The 12,784-nt window shown below is 64.2% G+C and carries 11 protein-coding genes; 6 read left to right on the plus strand and 5 right to left on the minus strand.

Translation table 11 applies throughout. The features are described 5' to 3' along the window. Positions 1–15 precede the first annotated feature (15 nt). The 5 genes from ACCO56_RS21535 to ACCO56_RS21555 all read left to right on the plus strand — a co-directional run bounded on the left by ACCO56_RS21535 (position 16) and on the right by ACCO56_RS21555 (position 4,785). Complete coding sequence (locus ACCO56_RS21535) at positions 16–1,104, plus strand: ABC transporter substrate-binding protein (protein ID WP_433642906.1); 1,089 nt, start codon at positions 16–18, stop codon at positions 1,102–1,104. Positions 1,105–1,323: 219 nt separating this feature from the next. After that, positions 1,324–2,361, plus strand: a complete 1,038-nt coding sequence (locus tag ACCO56_RS21540) for an ABC transporter ATP-binding protein (RefSeq protein ID WP_433642907.1) — start codon at positions 1,324–1,326, stop codon at positions 2,359–2,361. Further along, entirely contained in the window at positions 2,358–3,212 is an 855-nt protein-coding gene (locus tag ACCO56_RS21545) for an ABC transporter permease (RefSeq protein WP_433642908.1), read from the plus strand. Before ACCO56_RS21540 ends, ACCO56_RS21545 begins: the two co-directional genes overlap by 4 nt. Beyond that, positions 3,209–4,012, plus strand: a complete 804-nt coding sequence (locus ACCO56_RS21550; RefSeq protein ID WP_433642909.1) for an ABC transporter permease — start codon at positions 3,209–3,211, stop codon at positions 4,010–4,012. The genes ACCO56_RS21545 and ACCO56_RS21550 overlap by 4 nt, the downstream gene beginning before the upstream one ends. Further along, positions 4,009–4,785 (plus strand): carbon-nitrogen hydrolase family protein, encoded by a 777-nt coding sequence (locus tag ACCO56_RS21555; protein WP_433642910.1) that lies wholly within the window; start codon positions 4,009–4,011, stop codon positions 4,783–4,785. The genes ACCO56_RS21550 and ACCO56_RS21555 overlap by 4 nt, the downstream gene beginning before the upstream one ends. A 100-nt stretch (positions 4,786–4,885) precedes the next feature. Here ACCO56_RS21555 and ACCO56_RS21560 read toward each other — a convergent pair whose 3' ends face one another. The 5 genes from ACCO56_RS21560 to ACCO56_RS21580 all read right to left on the minus strand — a co-directional run bounded on the left by ACCO56_RS21560 (position 4,886) and on the right by ACCO56_RS21580 (position 11,363). After that, a complete protein-coding gene (locus ACCO56_RS21560) occupies positions 4,886–5,560 on the minus strand; it encodes a peroxiredoxin-like family protein (protein ID WP_433642911.1) in 675 nt (224 codons plus the stop codon). 18 nt (positions 5,561–5,578) lie between these two features. Continuing rightward, on the minus strand, positions 5,579–8,854 hold the full coding sequence (locus ACCO56_RS21565; protein WP_433642912.1) for an adenylate/guanylate cyclase domain-containing protein: 3,276 nt from the start codon (positions 8,852–8,854) through the stop codon (positions 5,579–5,581). A 124-nt stretch (positions 8,855–8,978) separates the two neighbouring features. After that, positions 8,979–10,400, minus strand: a complete 1,422-nt coding sequence (locus ACCO56_RS21570) for an MATE family efflux transporter (RefSeq protein ID WP_433642913.1) — start codon at positions 10,398–10,400, stop codon at positions 8,979–8,981. 274 nt (positions 10,401–10,674) lie between these two features. Beyond that, positions 10,675–11,112 (minus strand): type II toxin-antitoxin system VapC family toxin, encoded by a 438-nt coding sequence (locus ACCO56_RS21575; protein ID WP_433642914.1) that lies wholly within the window; start codon positions 11,110–11,112, stop codon positions 10,675–10,677. Continuing rightward, entirely contained in the window at positions 11,109–11,363 is a 255-nt protein-coding gene (locus ACCO56_RS21580; protein WP_433642915.1) for a type II toxin-antitoxin system Phd/YefM family antitoxin, read from the minus strand. The genes ACCO56_RS21575 and ACCO56_RS21580 overlap by 4 nt, the downstream gene beginning before the upstream one ends. Positions 11,364–11,646: 283 nt before the next feature. Between ACCO56_RS21580 and ACCO56_RS21585 the strand changes: the two genes are divergently transcribed. Beyond that, the gene (locus tag ACCO56_RS21585; protein ID WP_433642916.1) at positions 11,647–12,750 is read left to right on the plus strand and encodes a glycosyltransferase family 4 protein; all 1,104 of its coding nucleotides are present in this window, start codon (positions 11,647–11,649) and stop codon (positions 12,748–12,750) included. Positions 12,751–12,784 lie beyond the last annotated feature (34 nt).

Below are 12,784 nucleotides of genomic sequence, written 5' to 3' on the forward strand. Positions count from 1 at the left end.
CAAGAGGAGAATGACATGACCAGGATCATCGATAAAGCGGTGAGCCGCCGCGCCGTGCTCGGCGCCGGCCTCGCCACGGCGGGCGTGCTCGCCATGCCGTCCATTCTGCGTGCCCAGGAGAAGTCGCTGAAGATCGGCGTCTATGGCGGCTATTTCAAGGATTCCTTCGACAAGCACATCTTCCCCGAATTCACCAAGACGACCGGCATCGCCGTGGAGTCGGTGGCGGAGCCGACGGGCGAAGCATGGCTCGTGCAGCTCGAGCAGGCCGCCCGGGCCGGCCAGGCGCCGGCCGACGTCTCGATGATGTCGCAGACCTCGACGCTGAAGGGGCAGGCGACGGAATTGTGGACGCCGATCGACGTCGCCAAGATCAAGAACGCGGGCGATCTGCTCGAACATTTCGTCAACAAATATCCGGATGGCCGCGTGGCGGGCATCGGGGCTGTCGCCTGGTACATCACGCTGGTCACCAATACGCAGGTCTATCCGACCGCTCCCGACTCCTGGGCGGCGCTGTGGGATCCCGCGAACAAGGACAAGCTCGGTCTGCTCGCCCTGGTCTCCAACTCCTTCCTGCTCGAAGTCACCGCGAAGACCTTCTTCGGCGGCACCAACGCGCTCGACACCGAGGAAGGCATCTTGAAGGCCTTCGAGAAACTCGCCGAGGTGAAGCCGAATGTCCGTCTGTGGTACCGCGACGAGGCGCAGTTCGAGCAGGCGCTGAAGTCGGGCGAGATACCGATGGGGCAATATTATCATGACGTCACCGGCCTTGCCGCGGCCGAGGGCCATCCTGTCCGCTCCACCTTCCCGAAGGAGGGCGGCATCCAGGATTCCGGCAACTGGGTCATCTCGCGGGCCTCGAAGAAGGCCGACGAGGCCCACGTCTTCATCGACTATATGAGCCAGCCTTCGGTCCAGGGCCTGATGTCGCGCAAGGTGGGCACCGCGCCGACACTGAAGCGCGACAAGCTCGACCTGACCGAGGAGGAATTCTCAGCCGTGTCGTCGGAGATTCCGCCGATCATTCCGCGCTACGACCTCTATACGTCCAAGGCCGACTGGCTGAATCAGAAGTGGACGGAGCTTATCGTCGGCTGAGCGCCGAAGAGGGGCGACGCCGGCGATACGACACCCACATCCCCACAAGGGGGGAGATTGGCTGTCAGCAAGACAGTGCTGACCCTGCGACGTTGGTGATTGGCGAAAGCCAAAATGAAGGCCAATCTCCCCCCTTGTGGGGGAGATGTCCGGCAGGACAGAGGGGGGCGTCTACCACGACGTCCTCCACAGGCGGGCCTCTAAACAGACGGACAAGACATGTCGGGACTGGCGCTCAAGAATGTAACCAAGCAATTCGGCAGCTTCCATGCCGTCGACGACGTCGATCTGACCGTCCCGCACGGCACCTTCGTCTGCCTGCTGGGCCCTTCCGGCTGCGGCAAGACCACTTTGCTCCGCATGATCGCGGGGCTGGAGGAGCCGACCACCGGCTCGATCGTGCTGGACGATCAGGACATCACACCGGTGCCGACGCATAAGCGCAATCTCGGCATGGTATTCCAGTCGCTTGCACTGTTCCCCCACCTCTCGGTCGGCGACAACATCGCCTATCCCTTGCGGATCAGGGGCGCTTCCCGCGAGGAGCAGAAAAGACGCGTCGAGGAACTGCTGCGCATGATCCATCTGCCGGGTTTCGCAGATCGTCCGGTGTCGAAACTCTCGGGCGGCCAGAGGCAGCGGGTGGCGATCGCCCGGGCGCTGGCGCTCTCGCCGAAGCTTTTCCTGCTCGACGAGCCTCTGTCGGCGCTCGACGCAAAGCTGCGCGAAGCCATGCAGGTGGAGCTGCGCCAACTCCAGCAGAGGCTCGGCATCACCACCATCGTCGTCACGCACGATCAGCGCGAAGCCATGACCATGGCGGACCTCGTGGTGGTCATGGGCGAGGGCAGGATCAGGCAGGCGGCCGCGCCGATCGAGATCTACCGAAAGCCGGCAGACGCTTTCGTCGCGGATTTCATCGGCTCGACCAACCTGCTGGAGATTGCGATCGACGGCTCAGGCCGCATCACCGTGCTCGGTCAGGCCATGCCCGAACTCAAAATGCCGGCCGGAATTTCCAAGGCCGCCGTCTCGGTGCGGCCCGAGGATGTCCAGATCACGGCGCCCGGCATGGGCACTATCGACGGAACCGTGACATTCGTGCGCGATCTCGGCGGCACCATCGAAACCTTCGTGGAGGCTTCGGGAACGACCATCGTCTCGGTGGCCACGCCGCGCGAGCGACCCGATGTCGCCGCCGGTCAGAAGGTCGGCATCAAGCTGCCGGCCGAGAACTGCGTGGTGGTCAAGCAATGAGAAGAGAGCCGCCCCGGTCGCTCGCCGACTACACGCCGCTTTTCTTCCCGGCGGCGATGTTGACCGTGTTCTTCGTGGTTCCGTTCTCCATCATGATCGCGGTCAGCTTCTTCAAGCGCGATCCCGCCGGCTTCTACAAGACCGACTTCGTCTTCGACAATTACGCGCGCTTCCTCTCCACCTTCTTCGGCACGGTGCTCGGCTTCTCGCTGATGCTGGCGATTGCCGTTGCCGTCTGCTGCGTGGTGATCGGTTTTCCCTTCACCTACCTGCTGACCAAGCGTTCGCGCCGCGTCCAGACGGTCTGGCTGGTCGGGCTGCTCTCGATCCTATCCTTGTCCGAGGTCATCATCGGCTTCGCCTGGTCGACCCTGTTCTCGCGCACCGCCGGCATCACCAACCTGCTCGTCGCGCTTGGCCTGATGACGGAGCCGCAGGCCTTGTTGCCGGGCTTCGGGGCCGTGCTGACGGGCATGGTCTATCAGGCGCTGCCTTATACGATCCTGGTGCTCTATCCCGCCCTCATTCGCCTCGACCCGACTTTGCTCGAAGCGGCGCGCACGCTCGGCGCATCCCCGGTGCGCGCCTTCCTGAATGTCGTCGTGCCGGCGTTGCGCAACACCATCGTCGCGACCCTCATCATGGTCTTCGTCTTTGCGCTAGGCTCCTATCTGCTGCCGCAGATCCTCGGCCGGCCACAGCACTGGACGCTTTCCGTGCTCATCACCGACCAGGCGATCTATCAGTCGAACATGCCCTTCGCCGCGGCGATGGCCGTATTCCTGGTGCTGATTTCGCTGTCGCTTGTCGGCCTCACATTGTTGATCGGTCGCAGGGAGAACGCGGCATGAGCTCGACCCTCCTGCGTCGCCTCTATTTCTCGCTCGTGGCGCTTTTCCTCGCCGCGCCCATCATCGTGGTGCTCGGGGTATCGGTGAACGAGAAGCAGGACCTGGCCTTCCCGCCGAGGGGATTCTCGCTCGCCTGGTACGGTCAGATCTTCACCAACCCGGAATGGCGAAGTGCCTTGGTCGCCTCGCTGCTCCTGGCTGTCACATCGGCGGCGATCGCCGTCGCCATCGCCCTGCCGCTCGCCTGGTTCATGTGGCGGCGCATCGCGCCCTGGGCCAGCGTGTTCCAGGTGCTGGGCCTCGCTCCATTCATCCTGCCGCCCGTCATCACCGCCCTCGGCTTCCTCACCTTCTGGGCGACCGTCGGCGCTTATGGCCAGCCCTGGACGGCGGCGATCAGCCACGCGATCTTCTTCGTCACGCTGCCGCTCGTCACCCTGTCGCTTGGCTTCGCGTCGATCGACCGATCGCTGGTCGAAGCCGCCTCGACCATGGGCGCCGACGACCGGGCGGTGCAGCGCACCGTCGTCCTGCCGCTGATCCTGCCCTATCTCGTCTCGGGCTATGCCTTCGCCTTCGTGCTGTCGCTCAACGAATACATCATCGCCTACATGACCGTCGGCTTCACCATGGAGACGCTGCCGATCAAGATCTTCAATGCGTTGCGCTACGGATACACGCCGACCATGGCGGCAGTATCGGTCTTCTTCGTGGCGGTTGCCGCCCTCGTCTTCGGACTGATCGCCAGGTTCGGCGATATCAGACGCCTCTTCGGCGCCATGTCTTCGGAAGGAAATTGATGCGTATTGCCGCCCTCCAGATGCAGGCCGAAGCCGGGCATGTTGCCGCCAATCTCCGGCGGATCGAGCAGGCCGCCCTGGAAGCCAGGGAAAAAGGGGCCTCGCTCCTGGTGACGCCTGAGCTTGCCGTAACCGGCTACGGCGCCGGCGAGGCGATCCTTCGCCTTGCGGAGCCTGCGGACGGGGAGATCGCACGGCGGCTCGGCGAGATCGCGCGTAGCACGGGGCTTGCCATCGTGACAGGTTTCGCCGAGCGCGCCGACGGTACGGTCTACAACAGCGCCCTCTTCGTCGAGACCGGGAAGCCGGCCGTGGTTTATCGCAAGTCGCATCTTTATGGCGATTACGAGCGCGCGCTGTTCCGCCCGGAGAAGCCGTCAGCCTGCATCATCGAATTCAAGGGCCTGAAGCTCGGCATCCTGATCTGCTATGACGTCGAGTTCCCGGAGAATGTCAGGAGGTTGGCGAGGGTCGGCGCTCAGGCCGTACTGGTCCCGACCGCGTTGCCCGCGAGCGACCACGCTGCGCTCATCGCCCAGAAGATGATCCCGGTCCGGGCCTTCGAGAACCAGATCTTCGTCGCCTATGTCAATCATTGCGGCGCCGACGAGCGGTTCGCCTATGCGGGCCTCTCCGGCGTCGCCGCGCCCGACGGCACCTTGATCGCCAAGGCCGGTGCTCAAAGGGAGGCGCTGCTTCTGGCCAAGGTCGAGCCGGCCGATTATCGGGTCTCGGCCGCCGCGAACAGCTACCTTGCCGATCTGAGGATCTGAGATTGACGAAAGCGAAGACGACATTGGTCTTCTCCCCTTGCTGGCAGGCGGATGAGGGGCTTGCCCAAAGGCCAATCCTTATTGCCGCCGGTATGACTGGCTACACCAGCGCGGCGGCCGTCATGAGCTCCTGCGGACCCGGTGCCTGGAACATCTTGCGCCCGCCATCGGCTTCCTCGGTGAAGCACCAGCGCACCACGCCGTCGCGATCGAGCAGGAATTGGCCGACGAGCTGGCTGCGGCCGGACGCCATCATTTCCTGGTCGGCCTCGGTGACAACAAAGCCGTCCTTTCTGTCGAGCAGTTCCGACGCCGCGAAAGGATCCATTGGTTCGGGCAACTCGCCGGGCATCTCGAGCCGCAGGCTCATCGCAGCGCCCATGCTGATCTTGTACGGCCACTCGGTCTCGTTTTCCGTGATCTGCAGATTGGGCAGGCCGAAGGCGCGGTGTGATCTGCGCTCAGGGTCGGCGGCAGCCAGCAGGTTGGGAAGCGGGTGGTAGCGGTAGTAGAGCCTAGCGCGCTCGATGGGCGTATTGATGACGGCCAGGCTTTGCACGCCCTTCCTGCGCAGCTCCGGTTCGAGTTCCGCCAGTGCCGCGATATGGCGCCGGCAGAACGGGCAATGCAGGCCACGAAACAGGCCGACAAGGACGGGATTCTGGCCACGGTAATCGGCAAGCGCGACCTTCCCCTCGCGCGTGATGGCGTCCAGCACGATATCCGGTGCCCGATCACCCGGTTGTAGTGGCCTCTCGGCCGCAGACTCGGACATGTCCGGCTCCTTTCCCAGCTAATCGAGAAACGGCAGCACGACGAGCGATGCTGGATCGATGCCGTGCCGGGCGCAGACGTCCTGCGCCAGTGAGAAGTAACGTTCCGCCTCGGGCAAATCGTCGAGATCGAGATTGAGGGTTGCCAGGCCGTCGTAACATGGAACGAGCAATTGCGGCTCTCCGGTCTCCCGGGCGAGGTCGAGCGCTTCCGTGTAGCAGCGGGAGGCGAGCTCCGGACGGCCGTGGCATTGATGAATCTGCCCCAGTGCGATGAGCGGCACCGGTAGATGCTCTCGCTGGTCGAGAGCGCGATCGATTTCGATCGCTTTTTCGGCGGCGGGCACGCCCTCGTCGCTGCACCTGTCGGTGAAGGTACAGGAGGCGACGGCGAGATTGGCGAGAAGGCGCGCCTGCATCCCGAGATCGCCGATCATGTGTGCCATCTCCAGTCCCCGTCTGCAGACTTCGATGGCCTTGGTGGGGGCTGTGAAGCTGTAGAGCACGCCCAGATTGGTGTAGCCGCGGCAGGCGGCCTGCAGCAGGTTCGCCGCCTCGGCGACCTCCACACTCCGTTCGACCTCTTTGAGGGCCTCCCTGGCGCGGCCCAGTCGAGCCAGCGCGACCCCCTTGGTGTTTAGCGCCTCGGCGACGGCGCGCGCCGCCTCCAACCGGACGTCGGGGTCGCGGTCGGCGGTCAGAGACCTGGCATGACCAAGCGCTTTGTCCGCCCAGCGGGCGGCCGCGGCGTGATCGCCGAGACGGAAGGCGAGACGGCCGCGCTCCTGGAGAAGATGAGCCTGTTCTATCGGCGCGCTTGTCCCGGAAAGCCGTTCGGCCGCTTGGGCGTAGTGCGTGCCCGCCGCGTCCCGCTTGCCGCTGTCCCAGAGGAGTCGGCCGATCTTGCGCAGGAGGCGTGCTTGCGCCACGCGGTCGCCGCCATCGCTGTCGAGCGCTTCCAGCACCGCCCGGTATTGATCATGCGCCTCGCCGCGCCGGCCGGTGAGCATGCTGAGATCGGCAATCCGCTCGCGAAGCTCGAGCTTTGATCCTTTTTGCTCTTCATCGTTCGAGAGCGTTTCGAGCGCTTGACGGTAGAGTCGCAGGGCGTCGTCATTGGCATAGATGGCGCGAGCCCGGTCACCGGCGGCCATGAAATAGAGCGCGCCTTTCGGCCTGGAGACGCCCAAGCTGAAATGGTGGCCGAGCCGGGACAGATCCTCAAGCCGGTGAAGCTCGTCTTCGCTCGATTTCTCCAGTGCCGTGCCGATACGTTCGTGCATCTGGGTGCGCTGCTGCAAGAGCAGATTTTGATAGATCACGTCGTGAAGCAGGGTCTGGCTGAACCGGTATAACCTGGATCTTGTCGGCTTCGTCCCAGGGACTTCCTCGATAATCTCGCAGTCGCACAGGTGATCGAGGCCGGATTCAAGACGCGCTGGATCGGTCGAGATCCTGGCCAGGAGATCGGCGTCGAAGCGCGGTCCGATCACCGCCGCCCGCTGCACCAGCGCACGGATATCGGAAGGCAGGCGATCCATCCGGGCCAGGATCATGGTTTCGATGTTGGCCGGAATGACGGCGATCGCCTTTTCGGCGGAAATCGACCAGTGAGAGCCGTCCCGGGAAATGGCGCCGCTTTCGACCATGCCGCGCGCCATCTCTTCGATGAAGAGCGGATTGCCTTCGGCGCGCTCGAGAATGCGCTCCTGAAGGTCTCCTTCGGGGCCGGCCCAGCCCCTGCCGAAAAGGGCTGTCAGCAAGCCGCGCCCTTGCGCCGGCGTCAATGGCGTCAGCCGAAGCCTCGTATGGCTTGCCTTGCGCGAGTCGAGCTGATCCATGTCGAGCGTCGGCCGATAGGTGACCAGCAGCATCAGGCGCCTGCGCTCCAGTCGATCCATCACGAAACGAAGCGCTTCGAGCGACACGGCGTCGGCCCAATGCAGATCTTCGAGGATGATCAGCAGGGGCGACAGATCGAGCCGTCGCTCGAAAACGGTTCGGATCGCATGCAGAATTTGCCGCCTCAACTGCTCGGGTTCGAGATGGCGCAATGCCCCGTCCCGATCCCCGAAGCCGAAGACATGGAGGAAGAGAGGCATTAGCCGCTCGGTTTCCTCTCCTCCGAGTTCGAGCTCATCGAGCGAACCGGCAAGCCTCTCGCGGGTCTCTTCTTCCGATGCTCTCGATCCGATGCCATAAGCGCTCCGAAGGACTGCCGCCAGCGTTCCGTAGGATTGCTCCCCCGATGGCGAGCAGGCCGCCTGCCGGATCGCCACATCGGCAAAATGCTCCTTGTCTCGGATGCGCGCGATGAATTCCTCCACCAGCCGCGTCTTTCCAATGCCGGCCTCTCCTGTCAGATGCACGAGTTGCGCGGCGCCGCTGCAGGCGAGATCGAGCAGGCCCAACAGCCGCCCAAGCTCTTCGTCGCGGCCGACGATCCTGGCGGCGAGGCCAAGCGTCTCCAGGCCCCGAGCGGCGCGGGGCACGTCGAGCGGTCCCGCCAGGCGATGAACGAGGACGGTCCCGGATTTGCCGCGCAGGGCGATCTCCCCCAGCGTCTCATAGGAGAAGGCGTGGCGCGTCAGGCGCTGCGTCAGCGGCCCTACCAAAATCTCGCCGGGCGCGGCGGTTGCCTGGAGCCGTTGCGCGATGTTCACCGTGTCGCCGGTCACGGAATAGGATTTGGCCGTGCTGGCACCCACGCCGCCCGCGACGACCTGGCCCGTATTGATGCCGACATGAAGCAGAAGGGAAGTTCCGGCCAAGGTCTTCGCGCTCTTGGCCAGCCGTTCGGCCCGCTCCACCATGTCGAGAGCGGCCCGCAACGCGCGTTCGGGATCGTCCTCATGGGCGACCGGTGCGCCGAACAGCGCCAGCAACGCATCGCCGATGAACTTGTCGACGAAGCCACCGACTTTCTGCACCGCGGCGGTCAGCTCCTCGAAAAGCTCGTTCTGGAGCTCCCGCATGACTTCGGGGTCAAGACGTTCGCTGAGCTCGGTGAAGCCGCTGAGATCGGCGAAGAGCACGGTGATCGTGCGGCGGTCACCATCGGCGCTCGGGGAGGAAGCATCAGCGACGCCAGGCTGGTGGTCGGACGAGACCTTTCCGGCGACGTTCCGGGGAGCGGTCGCGGAATGGCCGATCGGTGAGCCGCATTTCGGGCAGAAGGCGAAATCGGTAGCGCAGGGATAGCCACAGGACTCGCACAGACGGGGTTGCCGCTGCCCGCATCTGGGGCAGAAGGCAAAGCCGCTTTCGACTTCCAAACCGCAGCCCGCGCAGTTCATCCGCGCACCCTTGCAAATGTGCGGCGCCCATCCGCTACCGGATATTAGGCCGGTGGTGCTTGCTTGAACAGCTACGTCAAAAGGGGGGCCTCCCAACCGCCCGACAACGGAAATGCGGTTCCGCTCAATGCATCTGCAGTGCCGGCCTAAGATCGCTTGCCCTTGCCAGGATGCGATCCCTGCGCAGCCAGCGCAGGAGGAGCAGCAGCGCCACCACCGTGAGGCCGGCCGACAAGCCGATCCAGATGCCGTTGCCGCGCAGGCCGTAATGGAAGGCGAGCAGCGCGCCGAGCGGCATGCCGACGCCCCAATAGCCGATCGCGGCGTAGAGCATCGGGACGGTCGTGTCATGCAGGCCGCGCAGCATGCCGGCCGCCACGGCCTGCGCGCCGTCGACGACCTGGAACAGAGCGGCAAAGGCCAGGAAGGTGACGGCGATGCCCACCACAGTCGCATTGGCGGGATCGGTCGTGTCGATGAAGGCGCCGATCAGCGCCGTCGGCCAGGTGATCATCACCAGGGCCGTCATCGCCATGAAGCCGACCCCCAGCGCATAGGCCGTCCAGCCGGCGCGGAAAATGCCGTCGCGGTCCCTGGCGCCGTGGGCGAGGCCGACCCGCACGGTCACGGCCTGGTTGAGGCCGAGCGGCACCATGAAGCTGATCGAGGCGATCTGGATCGCGATGGCGTGGGCGGCGAGCGACGCCGCATCGATCAGGCCCATGAGCAATGCGGCCGCGTTGAATACCATCACCTCGAAAGCCAGGATGCCGCTGATGGGAAGACCGAGCTTGAGCAAGGCGACGAAACGCGGCCAGTCGGCGCGCCAGAAACGGCCGAACACACGGTAGCGGCGGAAACGTCGCTCGGTGAGCACTACCGTCGTCAGGCCGGCGAACATCAGGCCACTCGACAAGAAAGTCGCGAGGCCGGCGCCGGGTACGCCCATGGCAGGCATGCCGAATTCGCCCAGCACCAGCCCCCAGGTGGTGATAGCATTGAACGCCACCGCGCAGAAGGCTACCGCCAGCGCCCAGCCGGGTCGCTCCAGGGCCGAGATGAAGGAACGCAGCACGATGTAGCCGTAATAGGGCAGCAGCCCCCACTGCAGCCAGCGCACATAGCTGCCGGCCTTCGCAGCGAGCTCGGGATCCTGCCCCATGGCCTTCAGGATCGTCTCGGCCTGCCACAGCAAGAGCCAGAGCGGCACCGCGATACAGACGGCGAGCCACAGCCCCTGGCGGACGGTCCTCCTGACGTCGCGCACGGAATGGCGCTTGCGCCCGAGTTCCGAGGCGATCATCGGCGAGGTGGCGAGCATCAGACCGAGCCCGAAGATCATCGGCCCGAAATAAAGATTCGAGCCAAGCGCGCCCGCCGCGAGCGCTTCCGGTCCGAGCCGTCCCATGATGAGGACGTCGGTCGCGGTCATGGCCGTCTGGGCTAGGTTGGTCAAAACCATCGGCCAGGCCAGAAGAAGCATCGCGCGCAACTCGTCGCGCCAAGGTTTCGCCGGCGCTTGCGCGCTGGTGTCGAGCGAAGACATGTCTGGTCTTTCCCAGGGCGAAGCGGCCGTGACGGCTCACGCTTCGCAGGTTTTCCGGCGCTGAATCCGTAAATCAGCGCAACGGACAGCTCTTTTGATGGAGTTCCACGGCAAAAACAAGCCTCGGTTGATTAGGCCAGCCGAGCGGACCGGCTCAATGTGTACTCCAGGGGGCGCGCGGCAGAGCTGCATCCCGACGAACCGCATCGGTCTTCTTTCGTCGGCGATTACCGTCAATGACAATGCTGTTCGAAGCCATAACCCGGCGGTCTCGCTAGAGAGTCTGCGGCGGAATCTTCCAGGGGTTTATGATCGTGACACCCATCGGGGCGAAATCGGCCGCGTTGCGCGTCACAATCGTCATTCCGTGAACAAGCGCGCTCGCTGCAATGAACGCATCGCGCTCGGGGCGTGGATCAGGAACATGAAGCCGGGCGCAACGACACGCGACAGCCGCATCCACCGGCACCGTTCGCTCGGAGAATTCGGGCAGAATGTGGTTGTTCATCCAGGCCCGGAGGCGTGCGCCCTGCGCCGAGTCGCGCCTTTCGATCAATAGAATCCCAAGGTCCAGCTCCATGAGCGTGACAGCAGAGATGTAGAAGGCCGTGGCGTCCTGGGCGGACAGCCAGAAGACGACATTAGGGTCTGCTTTTCCGCCGCCGGCCTTGCGCAGTTCGGAAATGACGTTTGTATCGAGCAGAAACATCAAGAAAGATCAGCCGGGCGTGGCAACCCCCGCGGGCGGGGAATATCGAATTCGATATCCTCGAGCCCAGGCATGGATAGGGCAGCTACGATGTTCCGTCGTTTACCTGTAATACGTTGATATTCCTGGTAGCTAAGCAGCACATGCGCTGGCTGGCCTCGGTTGGTGATGAACACGGGGCCGGTGCGTGCAGCCTTCTGCGCTCGGTTGGCGTTCTGCTGGAACTCGCGACTGGACAGGGTTGTGATCGTCATTGCGGCGCCTCGTCGATCGATAAATTGTTGATACATTAGAACATAGGTGTCGCCTATGCAATTGCAATCGTTGCCCGTGGGCTTGTAGTTGTCGGCTCGGCCCGAGCATCGCCTAAGAACAGTAAGATACGCTCACGGCCGCCTTCCCGGTCAACAGGATCTCCCTTGACCAAACAGCGCTCTGACGATCCGTGATTCCGTCTGGCCGGCTGGTCTTTTGAATCGTCGCGTGTCATTTGCGAACCGAGTGCGGCGAAATCCAAGAGGAAGCAGGCTCGGTATTATGAGCTCCGGTCGAATCATGTTCCTGTCCTGGGGCCGCAAGGGCGGCGCCACGCCATTGGCGCGCGCTGTCGGGCGCGAGGCGCTGGCCATGCCCGATATCCAGCCCACCATCTCGGTTTCGCGCCAAAACGAGGAATTTGCTTCCTTCGCGTCGTTCGGTGATGCCTTGTTTCCCGTCGACACATTCGGGTCGTCTTACGGTGCGTTGACCGGCTTCTGGCGCATCCCCGGGCTTCGGCGTCAACTCGCCGGCAGGATCGCTCGCGATCGAATCCAGGCCGTGGTCACGATCATGCCCCACGTCTGGACGCCCTTCATGGTCGGTGCAATTCGCCGAGCCGATGCGCGCTACGTGACGATCATCCACGACGCCAAGGCACATCCCGGCGATCCCACGGCGATCGTCAACCGGCTGCTGCTCACCGAAGCGAGGCACGCTGACCGTGTGGTGACACTGAGCCAGTCCGTTCGGGATGGGCTGGTCAGCGCCGGCGTGGCGCAGGCGGAGCGGATCACTCCGCTATTCCTTCCCGACCTCGCTGTCGATGCTTCCGACGCGCCGCGACGGCGCGTCCAAGGCAGCCCGTTTCGCCTGCTCTTTCTCGGGCGTATCCTTCGATACAAGGGCCTCGGCCTTTTCGTCGACGCGGCGGAATTGTTGCGTCGGCGGGGCATTCCCGTCGAGATCGGCATTTTCGGTGAAGGATCACTGTCGCCTTTCGAGGACAGGCTTGCCGCGCTCGGTGCCGAAGTCGTCAACCGGTGGCTTTCGGAGGACGAAATCGCCGATGCCCTCGCCAGATATGACGCCATGGCGCTCAGCTATGTCGAGGCAAGCCAATCGGGCGTGGCCGCGGCAGCACTTGGCTCTGGCCTTCCTGTCGTCGCGACGCCGGTCGGAGGACTGAAGGAACAGATCCGCGATGGCCGGACCGGTCTTCTGGCGCGAGATATGACGGCTGCAGCCTTTGCCGAGGCGGTCGAGCGGCTGGCCGGCGACGCCCGGCTTTATGACGACATCGCAGTCGCGTTGAAGGAAACGGCGAGCGAGCGCTCGGTCAGGCGCTTCACGGAGGCGCTCATCGCGGTGGCGCTGGGTTAGCGTCTGCGAGGTTTCGGTTGGCTCGTGCGTCCTT

The organism is Mesorhizobium sp. 1B3, assembly GCF_050958605.1.
Lineage (GTDB): Bacteria > Pseudomonadota > Alphaproteobacteria > Rhizobiales > Rhizobiaceae.